Consider the following 18,955-nt stretch of genomic DNA (forward strand, 5'->3'; position numbering starts at 1 on the left):
GGGCAAGCGGCATTTTTTACATTTAGAGCCGCAACCTCAAGCCCGCCTAACTGGCGGGTTTTTCATTGGCTGACGGCAAATTGTGCCAATCCAGCTGCGCGGGGAAGGTTTTGACCTGCTCGGCACTTAGCCCCGGCGCAACCAGAAAACCCTGCATGATTGCGCAGTTATGCGCCGCCAACCAATCGCGCTGGGCCATGGTTTCCACGCCCTCGGCGATTACTTCCAGGCCCAGGTTGCGGCCCAGGTCGATGATGGTGCTGACCACAGCAGCATCACGCGGCGAGTCGAGCATATTGGAGATAAACAGGCGGTCGATCTTCAGCGTATCCAGCTCGAAATGACGCAGATAAGCCAGCGACGAGTAACCGGTGCCGAAGTCATCGATGGCGATCTTCACCCCCAGTTGACGCAGCTGGCGCAGCTGCTCCTGGCTGGTTTCCAGGTCCTGCATCAGCGCACTTTCGGTGACTTCAACCTCCAGCTGCCGAGGGTTCAACTGGTGCTCTTCAAGCACCCGGCGCAGGTCATTAACCAGCTGCGGCATACCAAACTGCACCGGGCTGACATTCAGGCTGAGCACCAGCTCGTCGCCGTACTGCTGGCTCAGCTGTTGGCATTTCTCGATCCCGGCCTGGAAAATCCAGCTACCCAGGCGGTTGATCAGACGGGTTTCTTCCAGCAGCGGAATAAAAACCCCCGGCGCCACGGTGCCGGCAACCCGGTGCTGCCAGCGCAGCAAGGCCTCGAAGCCGCGCAGGCGCCCGCTCTCCAGGTAGATCTGCGGCTGGTAGACCAGCACAAAATCATCATTCTCGATGGCGTTGCGCAGGCTTTCCTCAAGCATCAACCGTGAGCGTGCGCGGCCGTTCATTTCCGGGGAGAAGAAGCGGTACTGCTGACGACCGGTGCGCTTGGCCTCGTACATGGCCATGTCAGCGGCGCGCAGCAAGCCTTCCACGGTTTGCCCGCACTCGGGGAAACAGGCAATGCCCACACTCGCACCCAGAGTCACCTCGATGCCGTCGAGGTTATGCCGCACCGACACCTGCTCGATCAGTTTTTCCGCGATACGTGCGGCGTCTTCCGGGTGTTCCAGGCTGTCGAGCAGGGCGGTGAATTCATCGCCGCCAATCCGCGCCAGGCTGTCATAGGGGCGCAGGCTGGCCTTGAGCTGCTCGCCGACCAACTTGAGCAAGCGGTCGCCAACATCGTGACCGAGTGAATCATTGATGCGCTTGAAGCCATCCAGATCGAGATAGAGCACCGCCATGCGCTGACCGCTGCGATTGATCCGCGACAGCGCCGACTCCAGCGCCTGATAAAAGCCGCGCCGGTTGAGCAGGCCCGTCAAGGCGTCGGTAATCGCTTGCGACTCCAGCTGCTGATGCAGATGACGCACCACCGACATATCCAGGGCCATCACCACCATCGCGTGCTGCAGGCGCGGCAAGGGTGAACAGGACAGCGCCACCGGCACCTGCCCACCGTTCAGCGTGCGTAGGCTGGCATCGTGCAAGCGATAAGCCTCGCCACGCCGCCATTGCAGGTAAAACTCGGAGAGACGCCAGTCGCTGGTGACTTGCGGGCTGACCAGATAGGAAAGCATTTCACTGCCTTCCAGATCGCTGATCGAGCCCTCAAGCATGCGCGCCATGGCCGGGTTAGCGAAATTGATGCGGCCATCCTCACCCACCACCATGATGCCTTCGGCGGCGTTATCCAGCACCGAGGCGTTGAACGCTCGCGCGGTGTCCAGTTGCTGGGTCAGTTGCAGCAGCTCGCTGCGGTTGCGCTCATGCTCAAGCAGGGCGTGAATCTTGTGGCGCAATACGCTGGGATCGAACGGCTTGAGCATAAAATCCACTGCACCAGTGGCGTAGCCCTTGATTACCGAATCCTGGGTCTGCGCGATGGCGGAGACAAAAATGATCGGGGTGTAGCGGGTACGCGGGTTACCGCGCATCAGTCGGGCGACTTCAAAGCCGTCCATGTGCGGCATCTGCACATCCAGCAGCACCAGGCCAACGTCCTCTTCGAGCATGCACTGCAGGGCGGTTTCGCCCGAATCGACACAGCGCAGTTGCCAGTCGCCGTTTTCCAGCAGAGCTTGCATGGCCACCAGGTTTTCCGGGCGGTCGTCCACCACCAGCAGAATCTGTGTACGGGTGGCGAGCTTCAACTGCACATGTGCCATATATCCTCCCTTGTCCCTGGCGAGCGCCCTGCGACTCCTATTGCGGTTGAGGTTAGCAGGCCGCAGCAAAACTACTGCGGCGCTGCAGCGGATGCCCCGAATGAGCCCGAGTACGGGTCGACAGTGGCCAGCCAGCGCACCAGCAATTCGAGCAAGGCCTCGCGGCTGACCGGCTTGGCCAGGTAGTCATCGGCGCCCGCGGTGATGCACTTCTCCCGATCCCCCTTCATCGCATGCGCGGTCAGGGCGATGATCGGGATGCTGCAGCCATGCTCGGTCTTGAGCAGCCGGGTAGCGGTGTAGCCGTCCATGGTCGGCATGGCCATGTCCATCAGGATCAGGTCGAACGGCTCGCGCTCGTAACAGTTGATGGCATCCTGACCATCCTTGGCCGAACTGATGATCAGCCCCACCTCATCAAGCAACGCGGTCAGGGCGTAGACATTGCGCACGTCATCATCCACCAGCAGCACGCGCCGGCCTTCCAGCGGGTTCTCGACTCTCGGGCGTCCCAGCCGCGCGGGGTCACGCACGCTGCCGAGGAAGCCCTGCACCGCCTCGCTCAGTTCCTGCATGTCCTCGCCGTGTTTGTGCACCACCACCGCGCTGTAACGGCGCAGGCGCTGCAGGGCCTGGCGGGTGACATCGACACCCGTATTAATCACCACCCGCGTGCCATTGAGCGGGCGCTGGCGGTTGAGGGTTTCCAGCAGTTCAAAGCCGTCCTGATCAGGCAGATCAAGGTCGATCACCAAGGCGTTGAACATCCCGCTGGCGTAGGCCTGCTGCGCCTCATCGGCACGCGCGCAGGCCTGCACATCAAAGCCCAGCTGCTGCAGATGCTCACGGTAATGTTCACGCTCAACCTCGACATCCTCGACCAGCAACAGGCGCTGCGCCGGTGACTGATCAAGCTGCTGCAGGTCGACAAACACCTGTTCCAGGTCCGCGCGCTGGATCGGCTTGACCAGGTAGCGCGTGCCGTCATCGTTCCAGTCCACCGGTTGCGGCACGCAGGAGATGATATGCACCGGCGTGTTGCGATGACTGGCCTGGCCACGCAGGCGGCGAAATAGCTGCCAACCGCTGATATCCGGCAGCAGAATATCCAAAATCACCGCGCTGAAGCGTTCACTTTGCAGCAGGTTGAGCGCCTGCACCCCAGAGCGGCAATGCACGCTGGCAAAGCCATGGGCGTGCGCCTCCTCGGCGAGTACCGCAGCAAAATTCACATCGTCTTCAACAATCAGCACCGCCGGGCCTTCACCGCTACGCTGCGGCGCGTCTGCTGCAGGCTCCGTCTGGGCCTGCGCCACCACCCGTACCGGCAGCTGCACGGTAAAGCAGGAGCCTTCACCTAGGGCGCTTTGCAGGCTGATCTCACCGTCCATCGCCAACACCAGTTGGCGGGTAATCGCCAGCCCCAGCCCGGTGCCACCAAAGCGCCGGCTGGTGGAACCGTCGATCTGCTGGAAGGCTTGGAAGATCTGCTCATGCTGCTCGGCAGGGATACCAATACCGCTGTCGCGCACGCTGAAGTTGAGCAGCTCATGGCCCTCCTCCGGCTCACCACTGGCGCAGGACACGCTCAGGCTGACCTCACCGTGCTCGGTAAACTTCAGCGCGTTGGACAGCAGGTTGCGCAGGATCTGCTGCAGGCGGATGCGATCCGTGTGAATTACCCGCGGCACCCCAGCCTCCAGCTGGGTATGCAAACGTAGGCCCTTGATCTCGGCCATCGGCCGCAGGCTGGCGTCCAGCTCGACGAGGATATCCTGCATGTTCAGCGGTTCGAGTTTGAGCTGCATGCGCCCGGATTCGACCTTGGCCAAGTCCAGCACATCGTTGATCAACTGCAGCAAGTCGCTGCCGGCGCGGTGCACGATATCGGCATGCTTGGCCTGCTTCTCGGTCAGGTTACCGGCGCTGTTCAGGCGCAACTGGTCGCTGAGGATCAGGATGCTGTTGAGCGGCGTGCGCAGCTCATGGGACATATTGGCGAGAAATTCCGACTTGTAGCGGTTGGCCAGGATCAGTTGCTCGGCCTGGTCGCGCAGACGTTGCTCGGCGGCCTTGCGCTCACTGATGTCGATGATCACCGCCTGCACCAGCGCGCCCTCGCCACCGCTGATCGGCGACAACCCCACTTCCAGCGGAATCTGCCGACCATCGCGGTGCTGGCCGAACAGCTCGCGGTTATTGCCCATGCGCCGTGGTTCCGGGCTCTTCTGATAGCCCTGGCGCATCGGCACATGGCTGCCACGCAGCGCCGTGGGCAGCAGAATTTCTACCGGCTGGAAGAGTAAAGCCTCACGGCCATAACCAAACAGTTGCTCGGTCTGGCGGTTGACCATGGCGATACAACCTTTGTTGTCGACCAGCACAATGGCATTGGGCGACGCCTCGACCACCAGGCGAAAACGCTCTTCGGCGCCTTTGCGCGCGCGCAGATCAATCAGGTTGATCAAGTAATTAACCCCGCCGGAATCACCCAGCACGCTCAGGCTCAGCGCCACCGGCACTTCTTCGCCAAGATCACGCCGCGCCAGGTATTCGTTGGACAGCTCAGAGGTGTCGTGATCAATGGCCAGTGCGCTGAGTTGCTCAACGCTCGGTAGAAAGCGCTTGACCCGCTCGCCGACCAAGCCCTCGGGCGTTGAGTCGAGCAAATCGGCGGCGCTGCGGTTGGCCATCTCGATCCGCCCTTGGGCGTTGCACAGCAAGGTCGCCACCGGCAGCCGCTCGACCAGCAGGCGAAAACGTTCTTCGCGCTCACGCAACTTGTCGGTGGCCAGGTGGTTGGCGTGCAGTTCGCGCTCACGCAGATACAGGTAACCGCCGACCAGCAAGGCCAGCAGAGCCGCAGCCACCAGGCCAATCCACAGGCTGATGCCACCGCGACTGGACAGGGCCGTTTCATAAGCCGCCGTACTGGTTACGTGCAGCACCCAAGTGCGCCCATATAGCGGCAACTCCAGCTCATGCTGAAAGCGCGGCGACGGACCAGTACCCTGCGTCTCGGCACTCAACAGCAGGTTTTGCGGAGCCTGCTGATCCTTGATCGCTACGTCGTAGCGCTGACTTTGCGCACCGAGAATGCCCTCCATCAGCTCATGGCTGCGAAACGCCCCATGCACCACACCAAGCAAGGCCGCCCGGCGCTCTTCGGCCGTGCTCTGCGGCATGCCGGGCAGGTACACCGGCAGAAACAGCAGCACCCCACCCTGCACATTGGCCTCGGTTTCCTGGCGCAGGGTTACCGGCGCACTGAGAACGGCCATGCCCGTGTTGATGGCCTGTTCAACAGCGGCGCGGCGCACGGCTTCGCTGAGCATGTCGTAACCCAACACGCGCCGATTACGCCAATCCAGCGGGCTGATGTAGTCGATCAACAGGTAATGCTCGCGCTCCCCTGCAGGTGACATCCGGTAGTCAGCCCGTCCCTGGCTCTGCTGCGCGGCCAAGTAAGTAGCAAGCTGTTCGGCTGACAGATAACGTGACCAGGCCAGGGCCAGGATGCCCGGATAGCGCTCCTGCAGTTGCAGTTGATCGAGGGCACGATCCCACTCGATCAGAGAGACGTGTTCACTGCCGGTCATCAGCCCGGACACACCGCGCAAGACCATTTCATAGGCTTGCATACGGCTTTTCACGCGCTGACCAATATCCTGGGCCTCCAGCTCGAAGCGCTGCTGGTTCTGCGCACGCTCACGCTGCTCGAAGACCTGCCACTGCCAGACAATCAATGCCCCCAGGCCAAGCAACAAGGCCAGGGTGACCCACAACGGCAGCCAGGGTTTACGCGATGTGGAAGCAGGCCGGTCGTCCATGATCTCTCCAGTGTTCATCCATGTAGGCGCAGATTGCGCACAGCTGCGGCAGGGCTATAGGCACCACTGCCAGCAGTCTAGTCACGAATTGAACAGCTGGGCGGCTGAAAATTGCACACATAAAAAAGCCGCGCATTCGGGCGAATGCGCGGCTTTTCTGCAGCCTGCGGTTACAGCGGACGCAGGTTGATTTCTACCCGACGGTTCTGTGCGCGGCCTGCTTCATTGGCATTGCTGGCAATCGGCTGGCTGGGGCCCGCGCCATAAGACGACAGCCGCGAAGCCGGAACGCCATTGGCGCTCAGGTAAGAAGCGACACTTTGCGCACGGCGGTTGGAGAGGTTCTGGTTCAACTCGAACGAGCCGGTGCTATCGGTATGGCCGACGATATCGATGCCGTTCTTGTTGAACTCCTTGAATACCAGCACCAGGGAGTTGAGGGTTGGGTAAAACCCGCTGGAGATATCCGCCGAGTTGCTGGCGAAGGTGATATTGCCCGGCATGATCAGCTTCAGGTCATCGCCATTGCGCTGCACCTGCACGCCGGTGCCCTGCAGGGTCTGGCGTAGCTTGGCTTCCTGGGTGTCGACGTAGTAGCCGTAACCACCACCTGCCGCCCCACCGACTGCTGCGCCGATCAAGGCGCCTTTGCCGCGATCCTTCTTGCTTGACGTGGCTGCACCAATCACCGCACCGGTCACAGCGCCGACACCACCGTAGACGCCCGCTTTGCCTGCCTCACGCTCACCGGTATAGGGGTTAGTGGTACAGCCGGCGAGTACGCCAAGACCGAGGGTAACAACTGCAAGATTTCGCCACAGCTTCATGCGTACTTCCTTTCAATTCATATTGGGACGGGCTTTCACCTGAGTTTTCGAGCCCGATACGTGGTTAAAGTTCATTTCCAGGGGTGATTGAGCAGGTCAGCGATACGGGCTACGCCCGAACAAACGGATTATCACGCATCTCATCACCGAGACGCGTATCGGCGCCATGGCCGGTCACCACAGTGGCGTCTTCGTCCAGGGTATACAGGCGCTGCTTGATCGAGCGCTCGATGGTCGAGTAATCGCCGCCCCACAGATCGGTGCGGCCGATACCGCGCTTGAACAGGGTATCGCCAGCGATCAGCAGTTTGTCCTGGGGGAACCAGAAACTCATCGAGCCAGGGGTATGCCCCGGCGTATGCAAAGCCACGCCGCAACCGCAGGCCAGCTCCTCGTCATCACTCAACCACTGATCCGGTGCAGGCACCGGGGTGTAGGGCACGCCGAACATGCGGCACTGCATCTCCAGATTATCCCAGAGGAACTGATCCTCCTTATGCAGGTGCAGCGTCGCGCCAGTCTTCTCCTTCATCTGCCCCGAAGCAAGAAAGTGATCCAGGTGGGCGTGGGTATGGATGATGCTAACAACCTTCAGCCCATGGGCCTCCAGGCGCGCCATGATCAGCTCCGGATTACCACCCGGATCGACGACGATGGCCTTCTTGGTCAGCGGGTCACCGATAATCGTGCAGTTGCACTGCAAAGGCCCGACGGGGAAAGTTTCGCGTATTAACTGGGACTTTGCGGCTTCCATGGGTCTTCCTTTATGATATTTGGCACAATTTTGTCACACTGAGATTAGAAATGGCGACCTTTCGCAAGCGCGGCCCATCCCAATGGCAAGTGCAAGTCAGACGTAAAGGATGGCCCCTGCAAACCAAGACGTTCAATACCCAAGCAGAAGCCAAGACCTGGGCGACCATGATCGAACGCGAGATGGACGCCGGAATTTTCGTCAGTCGAAACGAGGCCGAGTCCACATCATTCTCGAAGGCACTAGGGACATATGCTAGCGAAGTGACCAGTAAGAAGCGCAGCAGCGCCTCCGAGCTATCGCGCATCCAGGCCATGCAACGCCACCCTCTCGCCCTTCGCTCGCTCGCCAGCATTCGCGGCTCCGACATGGCGACTTACCGGGACACGCGCCTCGAAGAAGGCATGGCCCCCTCCACCGTGCGCCGCGAGCTGGCCCTGATTTCGCACGTGTTCACTATCGCCCGCAAAGAGTGGCGCATGGAGTCACTGAGTAACCCAGTCGAGCTGATCCGCCAACCGAGCGTTGATGACGCCCGCGAGCGACGCATCCTCAGTGCCGATGTATGGACACGCAAAGACGGGAAGCTGGTATGCGAGCACCTGGACGAGCTGGAAATGATCTACCGTCATTCACGCTCGGCCGAGCTGCCGAAAATCGTCGCCTTCGCCGTAGAAACAGCAATGCGCCGCAGTGAGATAACCGGCCTGCTTCGCGCCAACGTAAACCGGGACAAACGGGTCGCTCTGCTACCCGTGACCAAGAACGGCTCTGCTCGTGGCGTCCCTCTTTCCAGCAAAGCTGCGGAAATACTGGAAAGTCTTGCCGAGCGCGACGATGGCCGCTGCTTTAAGAGCCGACCAGACTCAATCACCAAGGCATTCGCGGACGCCATCACCGATGCTCGCAAAACCTACACGGAAGGGCTAAGCATTCACCTCAAACAGAAAAAGCTTTCCCAGGAGAAGATCGACAAACACATCAGCGACGATCCGTTTCTGATGGACTTGCGCTTTCATGACCTGCGCCACGAAGCCACCTCACGCCTGGCCGAAATCTTCCCACTGCATGAACTGACCAAAATCACCGGGCACCAAGACACGCGGATGCTGATGCGCTACTACCACCCAAGGACAGAAGACCTCGCCAAAAAGCTCCAATGATTGAAAAGCCGCATCCCTGCTAAAAATCAACAAGCTCACACCCAGCAAACCACTGTACATACACACAGCTTGGATTTAAAATCCGCATATGTGCATTAATATTGTTTTTTATGCATAATCCAAAGCACTTTACGGATGGAATCCAAAATGGATCACTTTTCAATCGTCCTAGCCCTCTCGCGAGCCGCTTTACAGAACCCAAACAGCGCAATCGAGAACCATTTGCGAAGACTGGTAAAGGCCCTAGAAAAAAATGGCCAGACCGACCAAGCAGAGGCGCTGGAAAAACTGCTTCGCACCACAGGAAAAAGTGTTGAAATCCAACCAAGCCGCGTCGTCCTTTCTTTTGCTGCCATGGGTGGAGAGCTATTAACCCCAAGCGTAAAGGCCCCTGTTGATCGCGAGACCAGCGCACCATTAGCGGAAATCATATTCCCCGACAGTGCACGTACAGCCACTCCAATATTTACTAATGAGCTATCTAACAGCGTCGAGAGCCTTCTAGAAGAATGGCGGAATGTGGACAAGCTGAAAAAGGCTGGAATCAAGCCTGCACTTTCCCTGATGACATTCGGCGCTCCGGGAACAGGCAAAACGCTGCTAGCTCACCACATTGCTAAGTTACTAGGCTATCCACTTGTAGTAGCTCGTCTAGACGGGCTTGTATCATCATTTCTAGGCACTACAGCACGTAACATTTCAAATCTGTTTTCTTTTGCAAATAGATATAAATGCATACTGCTCCTTGATGAGTTTGACGCAATTGCAAAACTCAGAGATGACCCAAATGAACTTGGCGAGCTTAAAAGGGTTGTAAACACATTACTTCAATGCTTAGACAGCCGAAGTGAAATCGGTTTCACTATCGCTATAACCAATCATGAGTCTTTACTAGATCCGGCTGTTTGGCGCAGGTTCGACGCTAGAATCGAAGTACCTAAGCCTCACTGGAATGCCCGAGCAAAGATATTAGAAAATAATTTCTTAGGACACACACCGCTCTCAGATGTCCAGCTTGGCTTTCTAACATGGATATCAAATGGCTATAGCGGTTCAGATATAGAAAAATTATCTGATTTCATAATTCGCAGACAGGCGATTCAAGGTAGTAAATTCGACTTCCTTGAATCTATAAAAATACATATACAGCTAAGCGCACATGACACAGAAAGCATAAACAGAGAAATGGCTATCGGCCGCCAAGAGGATTTAGCTCTAGCTTTAAATGCTGATGAAGAGCTTGCCATGCCACAGGAAAAATTAGCCGAGCTATTTGGAAAGACTCAATCAACCATCAGTCGTTGGCTGAAGAAAGAAAAGTCACAGGGAGGCGGTAGAAATGGCAAATAACCCAGTACAAATTGTGCTGAACTCGCAAAATTATGTTCAGCGCGTCGAAACCCAACCTGGCGGAAAAAATACCGATTTCTTTGCCGGTCGTGATGGTGATTTCATTGAGCACAAAACACAACTGGCCAATTCTATCGGAACCATGCTTCCTGGAGCACTGCACGACTCACCATTGGTATATGCGCACGTAGAACTTCAGGAGCGAGCATGGGCCAAAAGTCACCGCCCCACCCTACAGGTTTTCCCTAGAAAAAAAATCAGATCAACAAGTGGCAACCAGCTGGGGACGCTGATAGTCGAATTAACACCAAAAGACCTGAAAGATATTCAGGATAAAATATTATCCGCCGAAGATCAGACAAAATGGGTAATAGACGAGAAAAGTGGAAAGCCTACACCCAAGCCGAGCAGACTTCGGAGCGAAGTTGGTGCAATAAAAGAAATTCGAATTTATTCGAACCATGACAGGCGAAAATTCAGCATTGAGCAGGCAGTAAAATGGCTGGCCGACCCTCGAACCGGAGGCGCTTACTATGTTGAAAGCTTTGTTTTAGCGCATGAATCTGAAGACTCGCAAAATCCAGCACGATCCGCACTTGCAGAAAAACTAATACTCCAATTTAAACAAGGCCTTAACTCGTTACAATTACCTATAATTGTCAGCACTATAAAAACAGAGTGGGCTAAAAACGTACTTTTTGTCATACAGCTTCCTGAAGCAGAAAAGCAGAATATTGACATCCATAACAAATTAATCAGCTACATAGACTCGCACCCCGCAGTCCGCGCAGTCTTGCTGCCCCCCATTCTACAATCAGCACAGATGAATAGTGATGAGAAGGAAGCCATCAGTTTTCCTTCCGCTGACGACAATAGTTCGTACCCTTTGGTTGGGATTATTGATACTGGCGTAGCCGAAATCGGAGTTTTGTCACCGTGGCGAGCTGGTGGAGTAGATTTTATAGACCAGTCACTTCAAGACACGTCCCACGGAACGTTTATTGCTGGCCTGATTGCTGGCAGCAAACACTTAAACACCGGAATCGAGTTCGAAGAATCCGAGTGTAAATTTTACGACATAGGAATCCACCCGACCTACGACTACGAAAGTTACTACCCTCGAGGTTTTTTTGACTTTCTTGAGCAGCTAGATACAGAACTAGAGGAAGCTATAAAAGCAGGTGTCAGGATATTCAACATGAGCCTGTCTGTTACGCTACCAGTCGAAGATGGCAGCTATAGTCTATTTGCAAACATTCTTGACCAGATGGCTGACAAGCATGATGTTATTTTTGTATTACCCTCTGGAAACCTTGACGGCCTTACCTCAAGAGACGAATGGCCTGAAGGCGATGAGAACTGCCTTAAGTTCCTAGCCGAATATAGACACCAAGGGAAAGATCGCATTTTTCAGCCCGCCGACAGTGTCCGCTCAATAACAGTTGGCGCGCTAGACCCAGCATGTCCGAAAGGGCAACTTAAACCTTCACGTTACACTAGACGCGGCCCGGGCCCCTCTCTCGGTTCAAAACCTGATGTGGCACACATAGGGGGCAAGCTTGACGATGATCACGGCCTATACTCTCTTACTCCAAGAGGAGGCGTATCATCCAACTGCGGCACAAGCTTTGCGTCTCCCTTAGTGGCAAAAACGCTCGCAACTCTAGACCATTCAATTGAAGGGTATATTCAACGTGAAGCATTAACTGCTTTGCTTCTCCATAATTCTACTGTGCCGAAATTCTTAAACAGCAAGAAACTTTCGAGAATTGCAAAAGATTTTGTAGGCACAGGCATCCCCAAAGCAGCGTCGCCTGCTCTCGCCATTGATGATCACCAAATAACATTAGTTTTCAACGGAGTTTTACTACCTGGCCATGAGCTAATTTTCGATTTCGCTTGGCCTGCATGCCTGGTTAATGATGGGAAGTGCAGCGGAAAAGTCAAAGTAACAACAGTTTATCGCCCACCGATAGACAGAAATTTTGGCGCGGAATTTATCTTAGCCAATGTCGATACATGGCTGCGGCAAGAAATAATCGACAAAGACACTGGCGAAATTTCGTTTAAAAACCGTCTGAAGGGCGATACAGACAAAAGCATTGAGAAAGAACGAATCGCTCATGGCGCTAAATGGTGGCCTGTAAAGAGTTCTGACACTACATTCAGTCGTGGTGTCGGAGAGTCCTCCCAGTGGAGACTGGTATTGGAGTCGCTAGCGCGTAGCGGATATGCGCTGCCAGAAGAAGGGATACACTTTTCTACGGTAATCACGATTAGCGACCCCTCTGGAAAAGGGAACGTGTTTAACGAAACAAGGCAACAGCTTCAGGCTTCCGGAGTCGAAATATCCGACATTCGCAGCGCTCTTAGCTCGCGTTTACGCCCGACTTCTCGAAACTAATATATATGGCTGTATATATGGTGGAGCCCTCAATGGCGGGCACCACCATAATCATCTTATAGGCCAACGCATTTAGACGAACAAGTTGATAGATTAATTTTCTATCGCCTAACCCCATCATTTGCGGCCCATACCGTTATTATGTGCATGAACTATGTGCCACCGCACTTGACTCAAACGGTGTTGAATCAACTCCCTATAATCTTCTGGGCTCAGGGGAGCCTTACGCTTGTGACGACGCTGGTTGCAAACAAGACAAGCCGCAACAATGTTACTCCGCCCATCCCCTCCCCCATCTTGCCGGGCAAGCAGATGCTCAGCAGTGCATTGGAACTGCCTGGCCTGGCCAAGTGTGATGCCGTGAAGGCGAGCGAACTGCTCGATGGAGCCTCGCCACATTGGAAAGTCGCAGTAATAGCAACGACCACCTTGGCGCTCGAAGGCTGTAGAGCGGGATTTGATGAGGGTTTTCGATTGAGTAGGCACGGCGGCCTCCTAATAAATTAAGGAAGTCCGCTGTGCTCTTCTGAGCTACACACGGTGCCAGTCGAGTCACTCGTACTGGCCCAACATCGGCCCTTCTGGGTCTCGACAGGCGAAATCTACTCCCGCCAGCTCCTGATAGGCAAGCCCTCGAACTTTAGCCGCTAAAATCTGACCGTCTCACCAGCCCCCAATCAACACCAAACAAGGTACATTTACGCCCATCGAGCACGATCAGCAGTGCCGGAATGGAGCGACCAGACCGGCTTGAAGGGAATTGGGGTTATGGATAAAAAGTCGCTTTCCGAGCGGGACATCTGCAGCAAGTACATCGTCCCTGCCGTCCTGCAGGCTGGCTGGGACATGCACAAACAGGTGCGCGAGGAAGTCAGCTTTACCAAGGGCCGCATCATCGTGCGGGGCAAGCTGCACAGCCGTGGCGAATCCCGCCGGGCCGACTTCATCCTCTACCACCAGGCCAACCTGCCCATCGCAGTGATTGAGGTGAAGGACAACAAACACTCCGTAGGCTCTGGTATGCAGCAGGCTCTGGGCTATGCCGAGGCGTTGGATGTGCCGTTCGTGTTCTCCAGCAATGGCGATGGTTTTCTGTTCCATGACCGTAGCGGCACTGGTAGCAAGGTAGAAACCGAACTGAGCCTCGACCAGTTCCCCGGCCCGGATGGACTGTGGCAGCGCTACTGCCAATGGAAAGGCCTGGACGACCAGGCTCAGCACAAGATCGAAGCGCCCTACTACGATGATGGCTCCGGGCGCATGCCACGCTACTACCAGATGAACGCCATCAACCGTACGGTCGAAGCCGTGGCACGCGGGCAGGATCGCGTGCTTCTGGTCATGGCTACCGGCACCGGCAAAACCTACACCGCCTTTCAGATCATCTGGCGGCTGTGGAAATCCAAGCAGAAGAAACGCATCCTCTTCCTAGCAGACCGCAACATCCTGGTCGACCAGACTAAGAACAACGACTTCAAGCCCTTCGGCCAGGCGATGACCAAGATCGCCAAACGCCAGATTGACACCTCCTACGAGATCTACCTGTCGCTCTATCAGGCCGTCACCGGCACTGAAGAAGAGATGAACATCTACAAACAGTTCTCTCGCGACTTCTTCGACCTGATCGTGATCGACGAATGCCACCGGGGCAGCGCCGCTGAGGATTCCACTTGGCGCGAGGTTCTCGACTATTTCTCCAACGCTACCCACGTTGGCCTCACCGCCACACCGAAGGAAACCAAGGAGGTGTCCAGCATCACCTACTTCGGTGAGCCAGTGTACAGCTACACTTTGAAGCAAGGCATCGAAGACGGCTTTCTCGCGCCCTACAAAGTCGTGCGCATCGACTTCGATAAAGACCTGCAAGGCTGGCGGCCGCCCAAGGGCATGCTCGACAAAAATCGCGAACTGATCGAAGACCGCATCTACAACCTCAGGGACATGGATCGCACCCTGGTCATCGAAGCGCGCACCCAACTGGTCGCGCAGAAGGTCACTGAGTTCCTCAAGGCCACCGATCCATTACAGAAAACCATCGTTTTCTGCGACGACATCAACCACGCCGAGCGCATGCGCCAGGCCCTGGTCAACCTCAACCCCGAGCGCGTGGCCGAGAACCGCAAATACGTGATGCGCATCACCGGCGATGACCAGGAAGGTAAGGCCGAACTGGATAACTTCATCAACCCGGAGGCGCGCTATCCGGTTATCGCCACCACCAGCAAGCTGATGACCACCGGCGTCGATGCACAAACCTGCAAGCTGATTGTGCTCGACCAGCATATTAAATCCATGACCGAGTTCAAGCAGATCATCGGCCGTGGCACCCGCATCAACGAGGATTACGGCAAGTACTGGTTTACCATCATGGACTTCAAAAAGGCCACCGAGCTGTTTGCCGACCCGGCCTTCGACGGTGACCCGGTGGTGGTTTACGCCCCTGAAGGTGACGACTCCCCCGTACCGCCGGACAGCCCCCTGGCCGATGAAGACGGCATCACTACAGGCCCCGATGATGACCTGGAGTTTACCGGCGAGGAAGAGTGCAAGAAACGCATCAAGTACATCATCGACGGCATCCCCATGTACGTTATCGCCGAGCGTGTACAGTACTACGGCCCGGATGGACGGCTGATCACCGAATCGCTGCACGACTACACCCGCGCCTGCGTGCAAAAACAGTTCGCCTCGCTGGATGACTTCCTACGCCGCTGGAGTGAAGCCGAGCAGAAGAAAGCCATCATCGACGAAATGGCCGCCCAGGGCGTGATGTGGGAAGCCCTGGCCGACGAAGTAGAAAAGAAGCAGGGCAAGACCCTCGACCCGTTCGACCTGATCTGTCACGTCGCTTTCGACCAACCCGTCCTAAGCCGCCGCGAACGAGCAGAGCAGGTGAAAAAACGCAACTATTTCGCCAAGTATTCTGGCGCAGCACGCCAGGTACTCGAAGCCCTGCTGGATAAATACGCCGATACCGGCATCGAGCATATCGAGGACATCAAAATCCTCCAGCTCGCCCCCTTCAGCCAGATCGGTGCGCCCATCGAACTGGTTAAAGCATTTGGCGGCAAGGCCGGTTACATCAAGGCCATCCATGAGCTGGAAGACGAGCTTTACATCAGTTAGCCGAGCTCTTGTAGGTTAGCCGCGTAGCGGCGTAACCCACCAACAGCCAACCCCATTTCAATCCCCCGCGTTGCCACACCTGCCGAGAATTCGTTATGTCCATCAGCTCAACCATCAAATCCATCCAGGACATCATGCGCAAAGACGTTGGTGTCGATGGCGACGCCCAGCGCATCGGCCAGTTGGTCTGGCTGCTCTTCCTAAAGATCTTCGATGACCGCGAGCAGGAATGGGAGTTGATGGACGACAGCTACCGCTCGCCCATTCCCGACAGCTGCCGCTGGCGCACCTGGGCCGCCAACCCGGAAGGCATGACCGGAGATGCCCTGAAGGACTTTATCGACAACAACCTGTTCCCCCAGCTACAAAACCTGCATGAGTACAGCAACACGCCATCGGCCTTCGTGGTACGCAGCGTGTTTGAAGATGCCTACAACTATATGAAGTCCGGCCAGCTGCTGCGCCAAGTGATCAACAAGATTCAGGAAGGCGTGGACTTCAACAAAGCCCAGGAGCGCCACGAGTTCGGCAACCTTTACGAGCAACTGCTGCGCGACCTGCAGAACGCCGGCAACGCCGGTGAGTTCTATACCCCGCGCCCGGTCACCGAGTTTATGGTGCGCATGGTCGATCCCAAGCTGGGCGAAAAGGTCATGGATCCGGCCTGCGGCACTGGCGGCTTTCTCACCTGCGCCATCGAACACAAGCGCAGCCGCTATGTAAAAACCGCTGAGGATGAACGCACCCTGCAGGCCAGCATCTTCGGCGTAGAAAAAAAGCCGCTGCCGCACCTGTTGGCCACCACCAATATGATCCTGCACGGCATCGAAGTGCCCAGCCAGATCCGCCGCGACAACACCCTGAGCAAACCGCTGATCAGCTGGGGGCCGAGCGAGCGCATGCACTGCATCGTTGCCAACCCACCATTCGGCGGCATGGAAGAAGACGGCATCGAAACCAACTTTCCCGCAGCCTTCCGCACCCGCGAGACAGCAGACCTATTTCTGGTGCTGATCATGCAGCTGCTCAATGACGGTGGCCGCGCCGCCGTGGTGCTGCCTGATGGCTTTCTGTTTGGCGAAGGCATCAAAAGCCGCATCAAGGAAAAGCTGCTCACCGAGTGCAATCTGCATACCATCGTTCGTCTGCCCAACGGCGTGTTCAACCCCTACACCGGCATCAAGACCAACTTGCTGTTCTTCACGAAAGGCATGCCAACCCAACAGGTGTGGTTCTACGAACACCAGTACCCGGCCGGAGTAAAGAACTACTCAAAAACTCGCCCCATGCGTATCGAAGAATTCGCCGCAGAAGAAGCCTGGTGGGGCAACGAAGCCAATGGCTTTGCCGCACGGGTGGAAGGCGAGTTTGCCTGGAAGGTCAGCGTTGAGGAGTTGCAAGCGCGCAACTGGAACCTCGATTGCAAAAACCCGCATATCGGCGAGCAGATCAGCCATGACCCGGACGAACTGCTGCGCAACTACGCCACCTTGCAAGGCGAGATCAACGACCTGCGCAGTCAGCTCAAAGCCGTGCTGGCCGAAGCCCTGGAGCGTCAGATATGACGGCGTTACTGACCGACAATCTGCCACTGCTGGCCGGTGCACCCAATGGCATCAAAAAACTGCGTGAGTTAATTCTGGAATTGGCGGTGCGCGGCAAGTTGGTGCCGCAAGATCCCAGCGATGAGCCGGCCAGTGAATTGCTTAAGCGGATTGCAGAAGAGAAGTCGCGGTTATTGACCGCGGGTAAAAAGTTAAAGCATCAGGCTGAAATAAGTAAGCAGGAGCAACCATTTTCTGTGCCTGTTACCTGGAGCTGGGTGCGCCTTGGAAGTTGTCTTGAGATGATCAATGGGCGCGCATTCAAGCCCACAGAATGGATAGCGGCGGGCCTTCCTATTGTCAGGATCCAAAACCTGAATAAACCAGATGCGCCGTTTAACTATTGCAATCCAGATGCTGTCGATGATCGCCATGTCATCGACACAGGAACAATACTCATCAGCTGGTCAGGCACACCCGGGACTTCATTTGGGGCGTTCATTTGGGAACGAGGAAAAGCGGCTTTAAACCAGCATATCTTTTCTTGCTTTCAAGTAGGCGACGCATTTTTCGACAAGTTTCTAAAACTGGCAATTAATACTCGCTTAGAAGAACTGATTGCTAAAGCTCATGGTGGAGTGGGACTTCAGCATGTCACGAAAGGCAAGCTAGAGGCACTTACTCTCGTCTTGCCCCCACTCGCCGAACAACACCGCATCGTCGCCAAAGTCGATGAGCTGATGGCCCTGTGCGACCGCCTGGAAGCCCACCAGTCAGACGCCGAAAGCGCCCACACCCAACTGGTGCAGGCGCTGCTCGACAGCCTGCCCCAAGCCAGCGACGCCACCGACTTCGCAGCAAACTGGCAACGCCTGGCCGAGCATTTCCACACTCTATTCACTACCGAATCCAGCATCGACGCTCTCAAACAAACCCTGCTGCAACTGGCAGTGATGGGCAAACTGGTGCCGCAAGACCCCAGCGATGAGTCTGCCAGTGAACTGCTTAGTAGAGCTTGGGAAATCAACGTTAAGCTAGAGCGGACACTACCGTCAGAGGCTGGAGGCGATGATGCTGAAAGGTGGTTTGGTATTTCTGCCCCTAAAGGATGGTGTGTTTGTAAAGTAAGTAATATTGCTGAAGTCAAGCTTGGGAGTACACCCTCAAGAGCAGAATCAAGCTACTGGGGGGGGGACATACCTTGGGTTAGCTCCGGAGAGGTCGCGGGCACTATCATAGAAAGTACGCGAGAAAGAATTACTCTAGCGGGCCACAAAAACTCAAGCACAGTCATGATTCCTCCCGGTAGCGTATTGATAGCGATGATTGGCCAAGGAAAAACGCGGGGGCAGTCTGCTCTTCTAGAAATCGAGGCGTGCACTAACCAGAATGTTGCAGCCTTAATTTTCAATACTGAACTTGTCGCTTCTCGATATGTCTGGCTGTGGGCGCAGGCTATGTACTCGCTTCACCGTGCAGACGGACATGGCGGCGCACAGCCAGCACTCAATGCGAAGAAAGTTAAAGCATTTTCATTACCTCTACCCCCAACAGCAGAACAACACCGCATCGTCGCCAAAATCGATCAGCTAATGGCCATCTGCGACCAACTGAAAACCCGACTAACCCAGGCTCGCCATCTCAACCAAATAATTGCCAGCACCCTAGTCCAGCAGGCTACAAATTAACCTCTATGCTTTTAGAAATAGTTAATCAGCACAGCCCAAACACTCTGCAACCCATAGTCTCAGCAACAATCA

At 55.9% G+C, this 18,955-nt stretch carries 11 protein-coding genes; 6 read left to right on the plus strand and 5 right to left on the minus strand.

The genetic code is table 11. The features are described from left to right. Positions 1–46: 46 nt before the first annotated feature. The 4 genes from Q8M42_RS20360 to Q8M42_RS20375 all read right to left on the minus strand — a co-directional run bounded on the left by Q8M42_RS20360 (position 47) and on the right by Q8M42_RS20375 (position 7,608). Positions 47–2,197, minus strand: a complete 2,151-nt coding sequence (locus tag Q8M42_RS20360) for an EAL domain-containing protein (protein WP_304863120.1) — start codon at positions 2,195–2,197, stop codon at positions 47–49. Between the two features lie 71 nt (positions 2,198–2,268). Next, complete coding sequence (locus Q8M42_RS20365) at positions 2,269–6,027, minus strand: response regulator (RefSeq protein WP_304863122.1); 3,759 nt, start codon at positions 6,025–6,027, stop codon at positions 2,269–2,271. A gap of 170 nt (positions 6,028–6,197) precedes the next feature. After that, positions 6,198–6,854, minus strand: coding sequence for an OmpA family protein (locus Q8M42_RS20370; protein WP_304863123.1), 657 nt, complete (start codon positions 6,852–6,854; stop codon positions 6,198–6,200). A gap of 109 nt (positions 6,855–6,963) precedes the next feature. Continuing rightward, positions 6,964–7,608, minus strand: a complete 645-nt coding sequence (locus Q8M42_RS20375; protein ID WP_304863124.1) for an MBL fold metallo-hydrolase — start codon at positions 7,606–7,608, stop codon at positions 6,964–6,966. 50 nt (positions 7,609–7,658) lie between these two features. On the opposite strand from Q8M42_RS20375, the gene Q8M42_RS20380 reads away from it, so the two are divergent. The 3 genes from Q8M42_RS20380 to Q8M42_RS20390 all read left to right on the plus strand — a co-directional run bounded on the left by Q8M42_RS20380 (position 7,659) and on the right by Q8M42_RS20390 (position 12,525). After that, positions 7,659–8,771, plus strand: coding sequence for a site-specific integrase (locus Q8M42_RS20380; protein WP_304863126.1), 1,113 nt, complete (start codon positions 7,659–7,661; stop codon positions 8,769–8,771). Positions 8,772–8,918: 147 nt separating this feature from the next. Further along, positions 8,919–10,121, plus strand: coding sequence for an ATP-binding protein (locus tag Q8M42_RS20385; protein ID WP_304863127.1), 1,203 nt, complete (start codon positions 8,919–8,921; stop codon positions 10,119–10,121). Further along, positions 10,111–12,525, plus strand: coding sequence for a S8 family peptidase (locus Q8M42_RS20390; protein WP_304863129.1), 2,415 nt, complete (start codon positions 10,111–10,113; stop codon positions 12,523–12,525). Before Q8M42_RS20385 ends, Q8M42_RS20390 begins: the two co-directional genes overlap by 11 nt. A 117-nt stretch (positions 12,526–12,642) precedes the next feature. Here the strand turns inward: Q8M42_RS20390 and Q8M42_RS20395 are convergent, their stop codons facing one another. Then, positions 12,643–12,924, minus strand: a complete 282-nt coding sequence (locus tag Q8M42_RS20395; protein WP_304863262.1) for an HNH endonuclease — start codon at positions 12,922–12,924, stop codon at positions 12,643–12,645. Between the two features lie 369 nt (positions 12,925–13,293). Between Q8M42_RS20395 and hsdR the strand changes: the two genes are divergently transcribed. From hsdR to Q8M42_RS20410, 3 genes are all read left to right on the plus strand, one after another. Continuing rightward, a complete protein-coding gene (hsdR, locus tag Q8M42_RS20400; protein WP_304863131.1) occupies positions 13,294–15,651 on the plus strand; it encodes an EcoAI/FtnUII family type I restriction enzme subunit R in 2,358 nt (785 codons plus the stop codon). 95 nt (positions 15,652–15,746) lie between these two features. Further along, positions 15,747–17,216: a class I SAM-dependent DNA methyltransferase gene (locus tag Q8M42_RS20405; protein WP_304863133.1), complete on the plus strand. Its 1,470-nt coding sequence runs from the start codon at positions 15,747–15,749 to the stop codon at positions 17,214–17,216. After that, positions 17,213–18,883 (plus strand): restriction endonuclease subunit S, encoded by a 1,671-nt coding sequence (locus Q8M42_RS20410; protein WP_304863135.1) that lies wholly within the window; start codon positions 17,213–17,215, stop codon positions 18,881–18,883. The genes Q8M42_RS20405 and Q8M42_RS20410 overlap by 4 nt, the downstream gene beginning before the upstream one ends. Positions 18,884–18,955 lie beyond the last annotated feature (72 nt).

This window comes from Pseudomonas sp. (assembly GCF_030684895.1).
Taxonomy (GTDB): Bacteria; Pseudomonadota; Gammaproteobacteria; order Pseudomonadales; family Pseudomonadaceae; genus Aquipseudomonas.

Coding starts and splice junctions, on each gene's coding strand:
- hsdR (WP_304863131.1), top strand. CDS start 13,294: ATGGATAAAAAGTCGCTTTCCGAGCGGGACATCTGCAGCAAGTACATC.
- Q8M42_RS20395 (WP_304863262.1), bottom strand. CDS start 12,924: ATGTGGCGAGGCTCCATCGAGCAGTTCGCTCGCCTTCACGGCATCACA.
- Q8M42_RS20380 (WP_304863126.1), top strand. CDS start 7,659: ATGGCGACCTTTCGCAAGCGCGGCCCATCCCAATGGCAAGTGCAAGTC.
- Q8M42_RS20410 (WP_304863135.1), top strand. CDS start 17,213: ATGACGGCGTTACTGACCGACAATCTGCCACTGCTGGCCGGTGCACCC.
- Q8M42_RS20370 (WP_304863123.1), bottom strand. CDS start 6,854: ATGAAGCTGTGGCGAAATCTTGCAGTTGTTACCCTCGGTCTTGGCGTA.
- Q8M42_RS20405 (WP_304863133.1), top strand. CDS start 15,747: ATGTCCATCAGCTCAACCATCAAATCCATCCAGGACATCATGCGCAAA.
- Q8M42_RS20360 (WP_304863120.1), bottom strand. CDS start 2,197: ATGGCACATGTGCAGTTGAAGCTCGCCACCCGTACACAGATTCTGCTG.
- Q8M42_RS20375 (WP_304863124.1), bottom strand. CDS start 7,608: ATGGAAGCCGCAAAGTCCCAGTTAATACGCGAAACTTTCCCCGTCGGG.
- Q8M42_RS20390 (WP_304863129.1), top strand. CDS start 10,111: ATGGCAAATAACCCAGTACAAATTGTGCTGAACTCGCAAAATTATGTT.
- Q8M42_RS20385 (WP_304863127.1), top strand. CDS start 8,919: ATGGATCACTTTTCAATCGTCCTAGCCCTCTCGCGAGCCGCTTTACAG.
- Q8M42_RS20365 (WP_304863122.1), bottom strand. CDS start 6,027: ATGGACGACCGGCCTGCTTCCACATCGCGTAAACCCTGGCTGCCGTTG.